The following is a 17,538-nucleotide window of genomic DNA, read 5'->3' as shown; positions in this document are numbered from 1 at the left end:
CCTAATCAGATTCGATCAATTCGGCTTGATTTTCCGGGGGACTCGGTCCGCTTCATTGTTAGATCGACAAAAACACTCCCTGAATCTGTAATACCTTTCAGATATGCCCGTACTCCGTCTCCATCGTGGCGAGGTTCCGCACCGAACTCTATGCTCACTCCATCATCAAGAAATGAAATGCGATAGCTCATCAGCTCGATTACACAGAGGTTGCCGGAACGTACCTCCTCATTAATTATCTATTCCATCAATCGGCTCGACTGTTTTGATTCCTCTGAATGCTCGAAAACTGATCGGTTGGTACACTCCAACATCGCAAATATGATTGGATATTATTTTCGCGTCCTTTTTAACATATATTCCGCTCGGAAATCCTTGATACAGAACATAGTGGTACCGTCCCGAGCTAAATTTCAGGTGCGTGAAACTCAAATTTCCATTCTGGATATCACTTATTGAAAACCACTTTTCCGGAGGATATGGCTTCTCCGGAAATTCAATTTCGACATGCCCAATTTTTCCAAACCGGTATTGAACATATCCATTATCAGGTGATATGTTCCCTGCAGCGCATACTGACATTATTTTACTATTTGTTGGGCAGCTGAAATATACTTCCTCATGAGGATAACAAAGCGTAACCTCGCCTGCCCCCGCATTGGCGCTAAACAAGGTTACCCCATAAACAAAAATCGCTTTTGCAAGAAAAATCAGATAGCAGTTCGCCTTCAATTGAAAGTCCCTCTAGTGTAGATCGAATTTAAATGATTAACGCGCGACGCGTAGCTATCAGCATGAACGTTAACAATCGCGGCAATAGCATTTACCTTTGCGGCGACAGAACCTTCGTGTGCCTCGGCCATCACATTTTCCGACCAGCGTTCGCAGCGCCAAGACACGAATAGTTAATATTGCCATCCGATATCCGCGCATTCGCCCTCATTGTCACAACCTAATGCACGTCGACTTCGGAAGGAGGCGCCTGATTTACGCCATCAAATATTTTATTGGAAAAGCTTTTATATTTTGATGCTTGACACTGTTTATCAAAAACAATTTTTTTATTCTTCAAAACATATAATTGTCCGGGCCAAACCGAGGATACAACATAAGTATACGGTCCATTTTCAAATTTTAAATGCAAGCCTCGAATACTTCCCTCCGAAACGTCTGAAAGTTTCAATATTTTATTTGGCGGAATACCGTTTTTTGGATACACAAAGATATCCCTGCCAGCTCCGTATTTATATTTTACGTAGCCCTGTTTTGGATTCAAATTATTCTTTGCGCAAACCGAAATTACTTTTCCATTGTCCAGCGGACAACTAAAATACACATCCTCACCTTCATTGCAAAGGGTTATTTCTTCTTGCGGAGCCAATTCGTTGGCGTAAGCAAATTTTAAAATTGCGACCTGAATCAAAAGAAATATTTTCCGCGTTTGCATTATCTTAATCCCTGCCAATTGTGCATTGAGTCGAAATTATTTCTCCGATCGACAATATCATCCATATTGTCACCACTTATGGAATGCCCTGGGGCATGGCTAAAAAGACCCGGGTTTATTACTTTGGCAATGTTATCGACATCATCGGTTGATGCACCTTGATCAGCGATCTCGTACATTCTGTTGTTTATCCAATAAGCAGCAGCTGATCTCACCGCGTATTTTGGCTGCGCAATCAACTCAAAATCCTCGAGGAAATCCAAACCTTTCTCAGCTGGCCAACCTTGTGAATTCTGCCTATGCCACTCAGTGAATTTTCGATATTGCGTTCGCCCTGTTATCTGTATCAAACCTCTCCCGCGATACTTCCATCCATCTCCACTCGAGACGTCATTATTGCCATTCCGATTAGCATAAGCTCGGTTTGCAATTTCCTTCTGATTGGCTGGATGACTACTAGTCCGTCCGTATAGCTCTGCTTCTGCTGGATGACGCCGGAAATAACTAAATTTTACCGATAGTCTTGACGGAGGATAGTTCAGACTTTCACCGGTGTGAATAGCCAATGACGAACCAGCCTCTCTCCGGATTTGCGCAAAAAAATGTTCTCGCCTCAGTGAGGTGTTTAGCTTGAATAAATCGATATTATTATTTAATTCAATGATGACCACTTGCAACGTTGCAACGTCTGCGCTTGGGAAAATGTGTCGCATCATTTCCATTGTGAATTGGAAGCTCCTTGGACAGAAATTCCCCACCAACCCAACCGGATGAATATGAAACACATTCGACCCAGGAAAGTCCGTCAGCCCGGCCTTGACAGCATCCCACCAGACCAGCTTCCCGATCCGTTTCTGCTCCTCGACGTGTTCAGGCTTCGGCCCCGTGCGCTGCTCGATCGCCGCAATCAACTGCTTCCACTTATCCGGATTCGCCCACTCGCTCTCGTGCTGGATGATCAGCCTCGACATCCGCAGCGCCGTCCACGGGTCGTTCGCCGCATTGCGTAATCCGTCAGCAGCCCGTGCAGGGTCGCCGCCCAGATTCAGCGCCTGGTAAATCGATGACATGAGCGCACTGAGCTTGCCCAGCGAACCCGCATCCGGCACGTCCGCACCCATCGCATAGTCGACAAACCCGTTCGTCGTCGCAAACATCGTATGCGTCGGATCGTGCTCGTCGTCCAGCGTCTGGAAGTCCACCCACTTCTGCGCGAATTCCCGCGTCACCCTCCCGCCCGCAAAATTCTCTTCCCGTACCCAGCCATCGATCGGCTGGTGACGAACATCCGCGCTGTCGATCTTCCACCAACGCCACTTGTCGCCATCGCCGCCTGTCTCTGTCTCGATGTACTGACGATCTGTGCTTCCCCTGGCAAGCGCCGCAAGCGGAAAGACCTCGATTACACCGGTCTGTCCGGCTTCAGCTCCTTCCTCATTGTGTCTCGTGTACAACGTGGTCCCACTGTCGATCCGCTGGATCGTTGGCTCACCGGGAAGGGCCAACTGCTTCCATGCGTTGACCTTTGCGCCGTTCTGCCCGATCCAGCTGCGCCCCTCGTCGATGAACGACTTGATGCTGTCGTCGCAGAAGACCTCAATGTGCACCATCCGGTTTCCGGAAGTCTGCCGGGACAACGGGTCGTAGCGACCAAGATGGCCAATCAGTTCACCCGCCTTGATCGGGACGACTTCGGAGGGCGTCGACAACACGATCACCCGGTCCAGCGAGGAGTCAGGCATTACTTCCCTGACAACTGGACCACCGTGCTCTGCGCCAAGAAAGATCCATCCGTTTGTCGCGGGATGCGCGACACCGCCGGCGGTTCCCGGATAGGGTGACACGCCGCTCGCATCCTTGATCTGCCCCCAGCCGTCCTCGCGTCTTCCAAGGCTAACCTGAGCCCCCTGAGGGAGGATGCAGAGTACCGCGCCATGCGGCCTGGATACCCGGACCCGCAGTCCCTGCTGCCCGGCGGGCGCCAGCTGGCCACCCGACCCGGCCGTAGGACGGTCCTGCGCACAGGTGGTCACCTCGAATCGCGTCGCCCAGTACTTCGGCCTGGGTAGATGTGCGTCACTCTCGTAGTCCGCGAAGTCCTGCAGGTGTGCGTACAGGCTGTAAAAAGTCAGTTTCCTGTCTTTGGGAAACTCCATTGAATGACGCACCAGCGCAAACCCTGTGCTGTACGGCGCACTGATTGCAGGTTGGCCATTCCGCGCGGGGATCTCGCTTACCGGGTAAGTACTATCGAGGCGCCATGCGACCACTTCGCCGTTCGCAATACAGCGCACTCCGCCTTTCAGATCCAGCGATGCGCCGGCGCCCGCCTCGGTCACATGTATTCCGCCGTGCCACATGCCTTTGCCGCTGACCGAATAGGCGCCCGATGGCTCCTGCCTCAACAGTTTGTGGAATTCATGCTCGTCAATGAAATCCGCCGGCGCCCCACCGGTGCCCTTCCTGCGGAACGGAAACGCAAACTGAAGCAGCTTCACGGGCGTGATGGGTGGATTTGACGGAGAAGTCGTAGTTGCCATGATTATGCTTATTCTGAAAAGCCGAAGTTCGTATTCCCCTTGACCGGATCGGCTGGACTCTGTCCGACGATCAAAGATTGCCAACTTGCTCATCAAGTCCAGATGCATCTTCTTATAGGCTGCAGACATAGGCCAATACGCCCTCCGAGATCGCGAAAAATTCGTAGCCGCCTTATGCCCGTCTTAGCGTGAAATAAGCCCCCCCTTTCTCACAGCGGTCTGACATCGTCGATTCGAATCCATTTGCGCAGAACCCGACCGTTACTTCTAAAATAATCTACTTGGACCCAGCCGGAATCAACAGCACTAACTTCCGTGACAACCTCACCTCTAACGATATACGATTTTGTCTTTTCTTCCGGATGAGGAGAGTCATATAGCCACGTCCGGTCGACAATGACTATGAGTTTCGTCCCAGTTAGATGTGACTTTCCAGCAGGCAATGCCAATTTGGATTCTATGTATTCGGCTTCCGACGTCGCCTTTTCGTTTTTTAGCTGCCTTACGATCGCCAAGTAATCTTTATGATTGTCGTTACTGACGGGATCGCACGCCATCACATTTGAGATACCCATGTTCGCGACAATTACATCCACGAGCTTTAAATGGACGCTCGAATTCGAAAACTCTTTCCAAAGTCTTTTGGCATCGAAAGTGGTCTTCTCTATCATTTCCGCAGTACGATCGACACTCGCATCCAACCATTGGTCCCCTCGGGCTGCCCATTGTCCACCGCATATTTCACCGGTTTGCATGGTAAGGATGCACCCTGTCGCCGTTTCGACGACAGGACAATACTCCCTTCCCTCAATGCGCGGCTTCTCACCTGCGACCTCCAGCGTTCCTTGTCGGACGACGGGCAAGACGGCATAGCGGCCGGTGACGGACACATCTCTTTGATCGAATCCCTCGAATACGACCCCACCGTTCTTCGTCAATTGCTCTTCAGAAAATAGCTGGAGGCGATGACCATCCTTGTCAACGAAAAAACCTGTGGACCAGCCATCGCCAAAACGATCCTTCATCTGACCGGCTAAAGGTCGCACAAGCTCAATTGACTGGCCGCCAGGCAGAAGGGTTTGCTCCCCAAAAACCGTCTTAGGAAATGTCGAGACAAAGAAACATGACGCCATCCAAATGACGACGAATCTTCTCTTGCCAAAATATAAGCTAATCGTTTTCATGACAACTTGCCCCTCAGTTGCGCAAATCTGGGACGACAATCGTTCATATTTCGATGTTCACCATAGTAAGCAAGGATCTCTAACTCGTATGCAGCGTGAGAGTCTCCCCAAGTTGATGGATCCTTTTTCACCGTGGGATTGGCATGAAAGAAGACATCCAAGGCTTTTCCTGTATCTTTCACGACATTGCTGGGGCGGTTGACGTGTTCGTCAAGTGCGGTTGCGTGACCAAGATCCGTCAGAAAGTACTCAGCAAGTGAATGAGCATAGCCCACTGGGGTGAGCGTGCGAACCAACCGCAAGCGAGCTACGAAATCTTTCACTTGCTTGTCTTGAAACTCGTCGTCCCGGATGGCATGAGCTATAGCGGCCAGCGGTTTTTGCTTAATACTGTGCCCGAACGTAGCTTGTGTACAGCCCTCCCTCAGCTTCTTGTATAGCTCATCGCCAGTTATCTTTACACCTCCCGTTATCTCGGAATCTTGGTAGTACATTTTCAACCCGCTATCTTCTTCAATTGTCCAGCCGCATTGAGCAAAAAGACGCTGATAAGCTGCCTCGTTCTCGGCTTTGAACTGAGCAACCTGCGTTGTGAATTCGCCCGCCCCTGTGGGGTTAACTGTTTTTTGACAAGCACCCGCAGTAAAGATCTCACTGTCGTATGCCTGAACACCATCGACATTTCCTTCGTTCTGCGACATTGCCACAAGAATGCGATGTTCCTGTTCGGTCATTCGGCCAGTGTCAAGGAACCGGCGCATGGCGGGCGAATTCTCCAATGACAAATTGCCTTTATAGATCGGTCCATAATGAACAGTCTGTCCATTCCAACGAGTTACCTTGCACCCGTTTATCAAGCAGCATCCGCAGTCACAACTATCTAGTTTCCGGAAATTCCCCACCAACCCAACCGGATGAATATGAAACACATTCGACCCAGGAAAGTCCGTCAGCCCGGCCTTGACGACATCCCACCAGACCAGCTTCCCGATCCGTTTCTGCTCCTCGACGTGCTCAGCCTTCGGCCCCGTGCGCTGTTCGATCGCCGCAATCAACTGCTTCCACTTATCCGGATTCGCCCACTCGCTCTCGTGCTGGATGATCAGCCTCGACATCCGCAGCGCCGTCCACGGGTCGTTCGCCGCATTGCGTAATCCGTCAGCAGCCCGTGCAGGGTCGCCGCCCAGATTCAGCGCCTGGTAAATCGATGACATGAGCGCACTGAGCTTGCCCAGCGAACCCGCATCCGGCACGTCCGCACCCATCGCATAGTCGACAAACCCGTTCGTCGTCGCAAACATCGTATGCGTCGGATCGTGCTCGTCGTCCAGCGTCTGGAAGTCCACCCACTTCTGCGCGAATTCCCGCGTCACCCTCCCGCCCGCAAAATTCTCTTCCCGTACCCAGCCATCGATCGGCTGGTGACGAACATCCGCGCTGTCGATCTTCCACCAACGCCACTTGTCGCCATCGCCGCCTGTCTCTGTCTCGATGTACTGACGATCTGTGCTTCCCCTGGCAAGCGCCGCAAGCGGAAAGACCTCGATTACACCGGTCTGTCCGGCTTCAGCTCCTTCCTCATTGTGTCTCGTGTACAACGTGGTCCCACTGTCGATCCGCTGGATCGTTGGCTCACCGGGAAGGGCCAACTGCTTCCATGCGTTGACCTTTGCGCCGTTCTGCCCGATCCAGCTGCGCCCCTCGTCGATGAACGACTTGATGCTGTCGTCGCAGAAGACCTCAATGTGCACCATCCGGTTTCCGGAAGTCTGCCGGGACAACGGGTCGTAGCGACCAAGATGGCCAATCAGTTCACCCGCCTTGATCGGGACGACTTCGGAGGGCGTCGACAACACGATCACCCGGTCCAGCGAGGAGTCAGGCATTACTTCCCTGACAACTGGACCACCGTGCTCTGCGCCAAGAAAGATCCATCCGTTTGTCGCGGGATGCGCGACACCGCCGGCGGTTCCCGGATAGGGTGACACGCCGCTCGCATCCTTGATCTGCCCCCAGCCGTCCTCGCGTCTTCCAAGGCTAACCTGAGCCCCCTGAGGGAGGATGCAGAGTACCGCGCCATGCGGCCTGGATACCCGGACCCGCAGTCCCTGCTGCCCGGCGGGCGCCAGCTGGCCACCCGACCCGGCCGTAGGACGGTCCTGCGCACAGGTGGTCACCTCGAATCGCGTCGCCCAGTACTTCGGCCTGGGTAGATGTGCGTCACTCTCGTAGTCCGCGAAGTCCTGCAGGTGTGCGTACAGGCTGTAAAAAGTCAGTTTCCTGTCTTTGGGAAACTCCATTGAATGACGCACCAGCGCAAACCCTGTGCTGTACGGCGCACTGATTGCAGGTTGGCCATTCCGCGCGGGGATCTCGCTTACCGGGTAAGTACTATCGAGGCGCCATGCGACCACTTCGCCGTTCGCAATACAGCGCACTCCGCCTTTCAGATCCAGCGATGCGCCGGCGCCCGCCTCGGTCACATGTATTCCGCCGTGCCACATGCCTTTGCCGCTGACCGAATAGGCGCCCGATGGCTCCTGCCTCAACAGTTTGTGGAATTCATGCTCGTCAATGAAATCTGCCGGCGCCCCACCGGTGCCCTTCCTGCGGAACGGAAACGCAAACTGAAGCAGCTTCACGGGCGTGATGGGTGGATTCGGCGGAGGAGTCGTAGTTGCCATGACTATGCTTATTCTGAAAACCCGAAGTTCGCGTTCCCTTTGACATCTTTAAGGGGAGCACCCGGCCAGCTTGGAAAGGTAAAATTGCTCTTCGCCGGACCATCGACATCCAGCCCACCCTTGACCTGTATCTCACTTGAGCTCGCAATCACGATCTTCCCGTTTGCGATTTTTACGTACGCACCTGCTCCATCGCCCAGCGTGATCCCTTTCGACCCAGTAATGACTACTTCGCCTGTCGACGAACTAACCGCGACGTTGGTAAGCGCCATCAATTCCAGAGCGTCCCCTTGGGCCTGAACCTGCACCTTGCCCTTGGCTGCGAAAATCCGGATTCCGAGCTTCGCGGCAAACAGTGAAATTGCCTCGCCGGCCGCTGCCGTGATCCGCTTGAGCACGCCGATGTCGATTCCTTCGCCAGCAGTAACGAACATCTGCTTACCCGCGGCCAACTGCATGTGCGCGCCACTAGCGACACCAATGCCTTCAGGTGCGCTCGCCACGATCACCGGCTTCCGGAGTTCCGCGAGCTTTTGCTCGACGAGCACACGTTGCTGATCGACTGCGGCCAGCAACGCCTGCGCGGCACTCGCAGAACCGTTGAGCGAGCGCAGGATTTCCTCGGCTTGCTGAAGTGTTGTGTCGGCGTTGGGCATCGCGAGTTGCTCGCCCACAGCACCAGGCTGCGCCTCGGCACTAAGCAACAATCCTTTGGCCGCCCGGGCTGACAGATACCCATCCGTCCTTAGCTCGGCGCCTTGTCCCCGCTCCTTCCTCTCCCCATCAACCATATGCCCCAGATTCAGCTCACTGGTCTGAAACGGCGTAGTCAGATGGATATGCTCAACCCCTTCCTTATCCTCCATCCGCATTTCATTCTGAGCGGCGGTTCGAACGATATTGCGCGTATTGTTGAGGTTATTAACCAGATCCGGGTGCAAGCTGTCATGCATCGCCCCGATGATCACAGGCCGATCCGGGTCCCCAGCCGTGAACACGATCGCCACTTCCGCCCCATCGATCAGCGGAAAGTGATGACCATAATCATCCCCGCTATAGGGCTTCGCAAACCGCACCGGCCGGCTGGTTCCGCCCGGACTCCACTCATCGAGATCGAACGGCAGCACGATCACATACCAGCCCTGCTCGGTCAGATACGCGTACTTATAATTCCCCGGCGACGTGACCCGCGCGGGCAAGATTCCATCGATGGTAGGCCGCCGAACCGACTCCATCGAAGTCCGCCACACACGATCCGACGGAATCCCCTCGAACGTCACCTGATATGCCTGATCCCGCGCGCCCTGCGACCTCACTGAAGTCACGAAAATCCCATACTTCGCATCGGCCGGATTCGGATCGATCGACATGACCTCGCCCGCCTCGAGCCAGAACGGATTCCCCGTGCCGACAAACGCAATCTGACTGGCCAGATGCGCCTCATGCCGCAACCGGGCAATACGCTGACCTTCGTCGGGCGTTTCGTAATGCTCGCCCCAGCGGTAATCGACCGCGTTCGTGGTGCTGTCGTCGCGCGCGGTGTTCTCCTCCACGAGCAACGATATTCCCGCCTGGCGATGGTTATAGTCGTGCAGGCGCACGGACTCGGGAACGCGCTGCGTCCTTTTCTCGAGCGCCGTGATTGCCTCCGCTCCGGCACCCTCCATTCCCGCATTACGCCGGTACGGCACCCTACGCTGCTTACGCGCGTACGCATCGAGATCGTCGCCGAACACGATCATCGCGCGATCCTTCTTCTGTTCCCACCGAAACCACATTCCTTCCTGCGCGCAGAGCCTCTGGATAAACCTGAATGTCGTCTCGCGATACTGCGTGATGTACTCATGCCGCTTGTACTGCCCACGTAGCTGGAACACGAAGTCGACTCCGCTGCGATACCCGTAGTGCCGCAACGTATCGGTAATGATCTCCTCGACCGATTGCTTCTGAAACAACCGGCTCGTCACGCCGCGATCGAGATCGGCGAGTTTCGGCTCCAGCACGACCCTGTAGCGCGTTTGATCGGCCGATGTCTCGAACTCGTCGAACTTCGTCACGATGCCGTGAATCGTATGCGCGGGCGGTCTCGTGCTGAACTTCTCGGCGTTCTCGCCAAACATCTTGCGCAGATAGTCGATATCCGGATCGCCCGGCTCGATCGTGAACCGCCCCGGGCGCCCGAGCACCTGATCCATCGGAATTCCCGCTACCGGGCTTGTGAATTCGATCTCATAGCCATACAGCTCACTGATGCGATCGACGCCCGTGAACTTCAGGATCGAGAACGGCGCCGGGTGCGGCGCCAGCTTCAATTCATAAGCCTGCAACGGCAATGCCATCAGCATTGAATTCCTCTCGATTACGCCAATATCACAGCGCTGTCGAGGCAACTGCTAACGGTTGCCCCGGCAGCTCGTGCGAAGACTCAATCAGAAAACCCCTGATCAGCTCTTCGCCTTCGGCATTTGCGACACCAGCGACAGCCCGATGTCCATCCCCTCGACCTGGAAGTGCGGGATGATGAAGAGCTTGATGCGGAAGAAGCCCGGGTTGTCCTCGATGTCTTCGACGGTCACCTTCGCTTCACGCAGCGGGTGCGATGCCTGCAACTCGTCGCCCGGATCTTTCATCTCGGTCACGAGACCCTTGATCCAGTTGTTGAGCTCGATCTCCAGCAGACGTCGATCCTTGGTCGTCCCGATGTTTTCGCGCTGAATCAGCTTCAGGTAGTGCGCGATACGCGACAGCAGGAAGATGTACGGCAGCCGTGCGTTGATACGGCTATTGGCCGTCGCTTCCTTGGTCTCGTACAGTGCCGGCTTCTGTGCAGAATTCGCCGAGAAGAAGCACGCGAAGTCGTGGTTCTTGTAGAACGACAGCGGAATGAAGCCCAGATTCGCGAACTCGAATTCGCGCGTTTCCGGAATCAGCACTTCGGTCGGGATCTTTGGCTGCACGCCGGTGCCAAGGTCGTACAGGTGCACCGGCAGGTCTTCCACCTTGCCACCAGCCTGCGGGCCGCGGATCTGCACGCACCAGCCGTTATTCACGAAGCTGCGCGTCATGTTGGCCGCGAACGCGAACGACGCGTTGACCCACAGGTACCGGTCATGGTCCGGGCCCTTCACCGCTTCCTCGTAATTGAACGCGCGCACCGGCGTCGTGTCCTTGCCATACGGCAGGCGGCCGATCACGCGCGGCATCGTCAGACCGACGTAACGCGCGTCGTCCGTATCGCGGAAGCTCTTCCACTTGATGTACTCGGCGCGATCGAAGTAGTTGCCGATATCCTGGATCGCCGCGACTTCCTCCATCGACTTCTTGCCGAAGAATGCCGCGCCGACCGAGCCGATGAACGGCATATGCGCAGCCGCCGCGACCTTCGAGATGTTGCGCAGCAGTGCTACGTCCTGCGGCGAATTGGCGAACTCGAAGTCGCTGATCAACGCGCTGATCGGCTGGCCGCCCGGCGTGTCGTACTCCTCGATATACGTGAGGCGATACAGGCCGCTCTGGATCAGCTCCGGCGTGTCTTCGAAGTCGCGTTGCAGCGCATCCTTCGACACGTCCAGCACTTCGATGCGCGCGTTCTTGCGAAAATCCGTGCGCGACACCAGCATCTTCAGGCCACGCCAGCGGCCCTCCAGCGCCTGAAACTCAGGGGTATGCAGCACCGCGTCGAGCTGTCGGCTGATCTGCCGGTCGAGCTGGCCGATATGAAAATCGAGCAGCGACTTGTCGAGACGCTCGACAGGCTGGCTCGATTGCGCGACCAGCTCGAGAAACGCGCCGATACCACGCGCGATGCGCTCGTCGGCCGACGCCTCGGACAGCATGTCGCTATCGCGGAATGCCTCGAGCGGGCGCGCCTCGGATACGGGCTTCAGGTTGATCTTGTTGCACAGCGACGCATAGACGCTGTCGCCGGCGAAGGACATGTCTTGCGCGGCATCGAGCACAACGGTCTCGGTCGCGCCCTGACGGGATTCGTTCTGTTCCATTTTTGTTCCTGGCTGAGTTTTTGCAGCAATGCGGTTGCGCCAGGCGGTGACGGCTTGCTTCGACCGTCCCCGCTCAGGCATGGCCTTCCGGCTGGGTCGCGGCAGTGGCGATCTGCGCGAGTTCGCCGCGCAGTTTGTCCGACAGGCGCCGGTCCTTCAGGACCTTTTCGAACTCGCGACGGAACGTACTGTTGTCGAGCAGATTGGACTTCAGATCGCGCAGCAGATTGCGCATCGCCAGCAGCGCCTGCAATTCGGGAATCTGACGCGCCACCTGCTCCGGCTCGAAGTCTTTCATCGAGCGAAACGCGAGCTTGACCGGTAGCTCCGAACCATCGTCGGCGAGCGTGTTCTCGGCCGCGATCTTCAGGTCGGGGGCGTAGTCGGCGAGCACCGCGTCGAAATTATTTTTGTCGATGTTGACCTTCTTGCGCTCCGCCAGTGCCGCCTGCTCGCGGCCCGCACTGAAATCGCCGGCGACCAGCAGCTTGAGAGGCAGCTCGACCTTCTTCTGCGCGCCGCCCGTGTGCAGGTCCAACGTGATCGAGACGCGACTCTTCGGAATTTCGCGCTGAAAGCTGTCCATTCATACTCCTCATGTAATCAGATTCGACACAACCCGCAGATCTCGCCCATGGCGATGCGGTAATTCCATTCGCGCATGCCCGCGAGCGCGCTTAAAGAGATATGCGCGACTCGCAATGGGAATTACGACGACGATACCGCATTGCACGACTTCGGATCGTGCACCTCATTTAAATTCAGACGATATTAAAGCAGGTTTTCCCGCATGACGTCAAAGCATATTGATCGAGACGCGGAATCAAACAGTGTGAACAATGGTTAAATAAATTCTGCTTTCACATATTCTCGCCGCTGCACCGCCCAGAGCCGCAAACGAGGAATTAACGCAATTTAACATTTATTAAATTTCGTCAATTCGCCGCGCATTTATTTGACACAATCTCAAATTGAATTTCGCTTTCTCAGGATAAATCTCAACCGTATCTCAAATCTGAATTAGTCAATTTTTGTCATATTTTCAACGTCAGTCGAAATATGGGTATACGAACAGCGAATACGACATATAGAATCCGAAATCTCGGATAATCCAGATTAAATCAGCAACAAGCATCAGACCAAAATACCTATGCGGATCGACAAACCGCTCTGGCATGAGGGCCTCATCCTCACGCAGCAGCACTTCCAGCAGCAAGAACGATGGGCCGGCTTCGCGCTGCAACAGCTCGCCACGTCCGCGCTCGCGCAACCGTGGGGCACGCTCGGCGTCGAGATCGACGAAGAGGCGTTGGCCACCGGCCGTCTGAAGCTCGCACGGCTCAAGCTGCGCTTTTCAGACGGCACGCCGGTCGACACGACGCTGACCGACGCTCTGCCCGCCGCGCGCGATCTGGCGCAAGGCGTGCCCGCTGATCTGCAAAGCGTCGTCGTGTTCGCGGCGCTCGCGCTGCCCGATGCGAACGGCGACAACTGCCGGTTCGATGAAACGTCGCTTGCGCGTCCACGCCGCACGTATCGCGAATTCGTCAAGGTCGTGGATCTGAACGGCGGCAGCGAAACCGAGATCGCGTCCGAGCGTCACGCGCTGCGTCTGCTGTTCGATTTCGAATCGCATGCCGACGACACGGTCTGCGCCATCGCGCGGCTCACGCGCAGCGCGAGCGGCCAGTTCCAGGTCGATCACCGTTTCGTGCCGCCGTGCCTGACGCTCGGCAGCCACCCACTGCATGTCGAGCGCATCAATCGCCTCGCCGATATCCTGCAGGCGAAGAGCGTTGCGCTCGGCGCGCGTCGTAGCGAACGGCTCGAACAGGTCGCCGAATATGGCGTCGCCGACGTGCAGCTGTTCTGGCTTTTGCACTGCATTCACGCGGCATGGCCGCAGTTGCGGCTCTACGCGGCGCATCCGCGCCGCTCACCGGAGCAGCTCTACACGACGCTCGCGCAACTGGTCAGCGCGTTGATCACGTTCTCGACGCGCGTGCAACTCACCGACATTCCCGCCTACGACCACGCGCGCGCCGACGAGGTGTTCACAAAGCTCGAGGCCACGATCCGCGAATTGCTCGACGCGATCATTCCGTCGCGCGTCGTGTCGATCGGCCTCACGCGCAAAAGCGCGACCACGTGGGCGGGTCAGTTCCTCGACGAGCGCATCGTCGAAGGCGCGGCCGACTGGTATCTGTCGGTCAACGCGCCGGTGCCGGCGTTCGAGCTCGCAGAGCAGTTCCCGCGCCTGTGCAAGATCGGCGCGCCCGACGACGTCGAGCACATCATCAATTCGGCGCTGCTCGGCATCCCGCTCAAGGCGGTAGCGCGCGTGCCGGCCGCGATTCCGGTGCGCCTCGACAACCAATACTTCGCGCTCGATCCAGCGAACGCCGCGCATGCGAAGATGCTCGCCGCGCGCGCCTGCCAGATCTATCTGCCGGCGTCGGTGCCCGACGCATCGCTCGAACTTTACGCGGTACTGCGCTCATGAACGCCCTGCCCCGAAGCCCCAACGAAGCGGCGCTGCTCGACAGCGCGCCCGGCGCGACGCGCGCGTCGCGCGAAGGCATTCGCGACCTGCTGCGCGACACCGCGCTGCTCGTCACGACGCTTACGCCCGGCGGTCACGCGGGTCACGCAATCGACTTCCGCAATCGTTGCGCTGCGCTGATCGCCAACTTCTCGACTGCACTCGAGCGGCGCGGCTATCCCGACGACGTACGGCGCGAAGCGCTACTCGCGCAATGCGGGCTGCTCGATGAAGTCGCGCTGCGCTATCTGCCGCCCGAAAGCCGCGCGGGGTGGGAACTGAAACCGCTGCAAGTCGAGTTGTTCAACCTGCACGACGCGGGTGAGCGCGTGTTCGAACGGCTCGAAGCGCGCATGCGTGAAGCGTCGCCGCACATCGAGCTGCTCGAATGCTACGCGGCGATTCTGAGCCTCGGCTTGATCGGCCGTTTCGCGCGCGATGGCGAAGCGAAACGCACGGCGTTGACGACAGCGCTGCATGCGCAGCTGGAAAAACTTCGCCCAGCGCCCGCACGCACCTTCATCGCCGATCGCCCCGGCCGCCGCTTGTCGGACTGGTTCTACCGGCTCTCGCCGTGGGCGATTGCAGGGCTCGCATGCGTGGTCGCCGCCATCGTCTGGCTGGTCTGGTCGGCCCTGCTCGACAGCCAGCTAGCGCAACTCGCGCACGCGAAGCCCACGCAGCCGTGAAGTCCGATCTGCGCATCCTGTCCGCAACGCCGACGCGCACGCCCGATCGCGCGTACGAGAGACTCGGTTACCCGTTGCGCGCGATGCTCGTGTTCACGGCCGTGCTGGCGCTCGCGGCGATCTGGTTCGTGCTGCCGGGCGGACGCGGCATCGCATGGGCGCTGACGGCGGTCGTCGGCTTGCTCGTGGGCGTACTCGTCGGATGGCGCACGCTCTGGCTATCCCGCGCGGGCGAACAGAGCGCGCAGGTCCTGGCCGCGCTCGGCGCCTCGACCGCCGGAATTCCGCCGAAGCTGCGCACCCGCATGCCGCTCGTGCTCGTTACCGGCGACGGTCTGCCGGCTCTGTTCGATCGCAACCACGAGGAGCGCTTCGCGCATGTCGGCGACGGCGCGATCTGGTTGCGCGTCGATCATCCGCAGCAGTTACCGCGTCTCGCGGTTGCGCTCAGACAGTGGCGCGACGGACGTGCGCCCGATGGCGTCGTGCTGTCGGTGGCGCCCGCGCTGCATGTCGGGGCCGACATGCTCACGCAGAAGCTGCGCGTCGTGCGCCATTGCGTCGCCGATGCGGCTCGCACGCTCGGCACGCGGCTGCCGGGCTATGTCGCCGTCTATCAGCGGATGACGACGTGCCCGCCTGGTCTGTCGGCGCCTGCGTGGTACGGGGTGTCGTCGGCGACGCGAATCGTCGATGCCGAGCGTTTCGAACTCGTGGTCCGCGCGGCCGAAGCCGAGCCTCAGCGCGTGCCTGGCGACGCGGGCAGTACCACGGCTACCACGGCTACCACGCCTACCACGGGTGCCGCGCGCGCGGCGGCGCTCGCGTCGCTCGTCGGCTGGACGCAGCGTCTCGTGATCGGCACGTTGACCGACCCGCAGCAGCCCGCCACGCCGTGGGCGTTGTTCGGCGCGGGTTGGATCGATTGCGGTCCAGCAAGCAGTTCGGCAACCGGTTCGGCCGATCCGTGGGAACGCGACGTGCAGATGAAAACCTGTGTGAGCCGCGCCGCCGTCGGCGCATCACCGCTGCCGTGGCCGCTACCGCAACCGCTGATCGAAGCAACACCGCGGCGCTACTGGATGTCGCCGCGCCGCACTGCCTGCGCGCATGCGCTCGCGCTGCTCGCTTGCGCAGCCGCCGTCGCGTCGTGGTCCGCCGCGAGAAACAACGAAGCCCTGCTCGATCGCATCGGCACCGACCTCGGCCGCTATTCGATGATTCCGGCCGCGCACGACAACGCCAAACGCGACGCGCTGCAAGCGCTCGTCGCCGATCGCGATCAGCTCGACCGTTACGCGCGCATCGGAGTGCCGCTGCGACTGTCGCTCGGCATGTATCGCGGTGCGCAACTGCTGCCGGCGCTGGACACCGCGATCGCGTCGTACGTGCCGCCTGCTGCGCCGCCGGCGGTCGTCGCGCTCGACAGCATGTCGCTATTCGACAGCGGCCGCGCTCAGCTGAAGCCCGGCTCGACGCGCGCGATGGTCGGTGCACTCGAAATGATCAGGAAGAATCCAGACAAGCGGATTCTGGTCGCCGGGCACACCGATAACGTCGGCAATCCGCAGAGCAATCTGAAGTTGTCCACGGCTCGCGCGCAAGCCGTGCGCGACTGGCTGATCGACGTGTCGGGCCTCACGGCGTCGCAGTTTGCGATTCAGGGCTATGGCGAGACGCGGCCGATCGCGAGCAATGCTACCGACGACGGACGCGCGAAGAACCGGCGAGTTGAAATCACGCTCGTGCCGGACGCTCCTTCAAACCAATAGGCGAAAAAATCGCAGTGTTTCGCCCCTGAAGCACCGCGCTTCGGGATCCAGACGCTCGGGGGCTGCTCCGGGCGGTTGTCGCAGCAGTAGAAAAATCAAGGAGTAGAAAGTATGGCAATTCCGGCCTACATGTGGCTCAAGGACGACGGCGGCGCTGACATCAAGGGTTCGGTGACGGTGCAAGGCCGCGAAGGCAGCGTCGAGCTCGTCGCGTTCGATCACGGCGTGCATATTCCGACCGACGGCAACACCGGCAAGCTGACCGGCACCCGCGTGCACAAACCGATCACGCTGACGAAGGAAACCGATGCGTCGACGCCGTATCTGTACAAGGCTGTCACGAGCGGTCAGACACTGAAGTCGGTCGAGATCAAGTGGTACAAGATCGACGACGCCGGCAAGGAAAAGGAGTACTTCAACACGAAGCTGGACAACGTGAAGATCGTCGCGGTCAAGCCCAAAATGTTCGACATCAAGAACCCCGACTACGAGAAGCACAACCACATCGAAGACGTCGAGCTGCGCTACGAGACGATCACGTGGTCGTACAAGGACGGCAACATCATCCACAAGGACACCTGGAACGAGCGTTCCTGATGTAAGCGTGGTAAGTGGGACCGGCGCAGCGCCGGTCTCGTGACGTGCGTTGACGCGTCTTTACCGGTCCGCGTGGCGGGCT

11 protein-coding genes are annotated in these 17,538 nt (G+C 58.0%); 4 read left to right on the top strand and 7 right to left on the bottom strand.

Annotated features, from left to right (window positions below; genetic code table 11):
• Positions 1–952 precede the first annotated feature (952 nt).
• The 7 genes from F6X40_RS00615 to tssB all read right to left on the bottom strand — a co-directional run bounded on the left by F6X40_RS00615 (position 953) and on the right by tssB (position 12,442).
• Entirely contained in the window at positions 953–1,447 is a 495-nt protein-coding gene (locus F6X40_RS00615; protein WP_187626482.1) for a hypothetical protein, read from the bottom strand.
• On the bottom strand, positions 1,447–3,987 hold the full coding sequence (locus F6X40_RS00610; RefSeq protein WP_262421315.1) for a glycoside hydrolase family 19 protein: 2,541 nt from the start codon (positions 3,985–3,987) through the stop codon (positions 1,447–1,449). The genes F6X40_RS00615 and F6X40_RS00610 overlap by 1 nt, the downstream gene beginning before the upstream one ends.
• Positions 3,988–4,196: 209 nt before the next feature.
• Positions 4,197–5,171 (bottom strand): hypothetical protein, encoded by a 975-nt coding sequence (locus F6X40_RS00605; protein WP_187626481.1) that lies wholly within the window; start codon positions 5,169–5,171, stop codon positions 4,197–4,199.
• Positions 5,168–7,855 carry a glycoside hydrolase family 19 protein gene (locus tag F6X40_RS00600; RefSeq protein WP_262421314.1) on the bottom strand — a complete coding sequence of 896 codons (2,688 nt, stop codon included), beginning with the start codon at positions 7,853–7,855 and terminating at the stop codon, positions 5,168–5,170. The genes F6X40_RS00605 and F6X40_RS00600 overlap by 4 nt, the downstream gene beginning before the upstream one ends.
• Positions 7,856–7,863: 8 nt before the next feature.
• Entirely contained in the window at positions 7,864–10,200 is a 2,337-nt protein-coding gene (locus tag F6X40_RS00595) for a type VI secretion system Vgr family protein (protein WP_187626480.1), read from the bottom strand.
• A 99-nt stretch (positions 10,201–10,299) separates the two neighbouring features.
• Positions 10,300–11,856, bottom strand: a complete 1,557-nt coding sequence (gene tssC, locus F6X40_RS00590) for a type VI secretion system contractile sheath large subunit (protein ID WP_187626479.1) — start codon at positions 11,854–11,856, stop codon at positions 10,300–10,302.
• A gap of 73 nt (positions 11,857–11,929) precedes the next feature.
• Positions 11,930–12,442: a type VI secretion system contractile sheath small subunit gene (gene tssB, locus F6X40_RS00585; RefSeq protein ID WP_184010923.1), complete on the bottom strand. Its 513-nt coding sequence runs from the start codon at positions 12,440–12,442 to the stop codon at positions 11,930–11,932.
• Positions 12,443–13,006: 564 nt separating this feature from the next.
• Between tssB and tssK the strand changes: the two genes are divergently transcribed.
• The 4 genes from tssK (at position 13,007) to F6X40_RS00565 (ending at position 17,456) form a co-directional block, all read left to right on the top strand.
• Entirely contained in the window at positions 13,007–14,359 is a 1,353-nt protein-coding gene (gene tssK / locus F6X40_RS00580; RefSeq protein ID WP_187626478.1) for a type VI secretion system baseplate subunit TssK, read from the top strand.
• Positions 14,356–15,087 (top strand): DotU family type IV/VI secretion system protein, encoded by a 732-nt coding sequence (locus F6X40_RS00575; RefSeq protein WP_184062883.1) that lies wholly within the window; start codon positions 14,356–14,358, stop codon positions 15,085–15,087. Before tssK ends, F6X40_RS00575 begins: the two co-directional genes overlap by 4 nt.
• A complete protein-coding gene (locus tag F6X40_RS00570) occupies positions 15,084–16,859 on the top strand; it encodes an OmpA family protein (RefSeq protein ID WP_316251773.1) in 1,776 nt (591 codons plus the stop codon). Before F6X40_RS00575 ends, F6X40_RS00570 begins: the two co-directional genes overlap by 4 nt.
• 111 nt (positions 16,860–16,970) lie before the next feature.
• On the top strand, positions 16,971–17,456 hold the full coding sequence (locus F6X40_RS00565; RefSeq protein ID WP_184062887.1) for an Hcp family type VI secretion system effector: 486 nt from the start codon (positions 16,971–16,973) through the stop codon (positions 17,454–17,456).
• Positions 17,457–17,538: the final 82 nt, after the last annotated feature.

Source organism: Paraburkholderia sp. UCT31 (assembly GCF_014397655.1).
GTDB classification, from domain to species: Bacteria; Pseudomonadota; Gammaproteobacteria; order Burkholderiales; family Burkholderiaceae; genus Paraburkholderia; species Paraburkholderia tuberum.
The sequence above is the reverse complement of the archived record's forward strand: the minus strand, read 5'-3'. Positions and strand labels throughout refer to the sequence as shown.

Excerpts from the sequence above, each read along its gene's own strand:
- F6X40_RS00615 (WP_187626482.1), bottom strand. The coding sequence starts at position 1,447 with ATGCAAACGCGGAAAATATTTCTTTTGATTCAGGTCGCAATTTTAAAA.
- F6X40_RS00610 (WP_262421315.1), bottom strand. The coding sequence starts at position 3,987 with ATGGCAACTACGACTTCTCCGTCAAATCCACCCATCACGCCCGTGAAG.
- F6X40_RS00605 (WP_187626481.1), bottom strand. The coding sequence starts at position 5,171 with ATGAAAACGATTAGCTTATATTTTGGCAAGAGAAGATTCGTCGTCATT.
- F6X40_RS00600 (WP_262421314.1), bottom strand. The coding sequence starts at position 7,855 with ATGGCAACTACGACTCCTCCGCCGAATCCACCCATCACGCCCGTGAAG.
- F6X40_RS00595 (WP_187626480.1), bottom strand. The coding sequence starts at position 10,200 with ATGCTGATGGCATTGCCGTTGCAGGCTTATGAATTGAAGCTGGCGCCG.
- tssC (WP_187626479.1), bottom strand. The coding sequence starts at position 11,856 with ATGGAACAGAACGAATCCCGTCAGGGCGCGACCGAGACCGTTGTGCTC.
- tssB (WP_184010923.1), bottom strand. The coding sequence starts at position 12,442 with ATGGACAGCTTTCAGCGCGAAATTCCGAAGAGTCGCGTCTCGATCACG.
- tssK (WP_187626478.1), top strand. The coding sequence starts at position 13,007 with ATGCGGATCGACAAACCGCTCTGGCATGAGGGCCTCATCCTCACGCAG.
- F6X40_RS00575 (WP_184062883.1), top strand. The coding sequence starts at position 14,356 with ATGAACGCCCTGCCCCGAAGCCCCAACGAAGCGGCGCTGCTCGACAGC.
- F6X40_RS00565 (WP_184062887.1), top strand. The coding sequence starts at position 16,971 with ATGGCAATTCCGGCCTACATGTGGCTCAAGGACGACGGCGGCGCTGAC.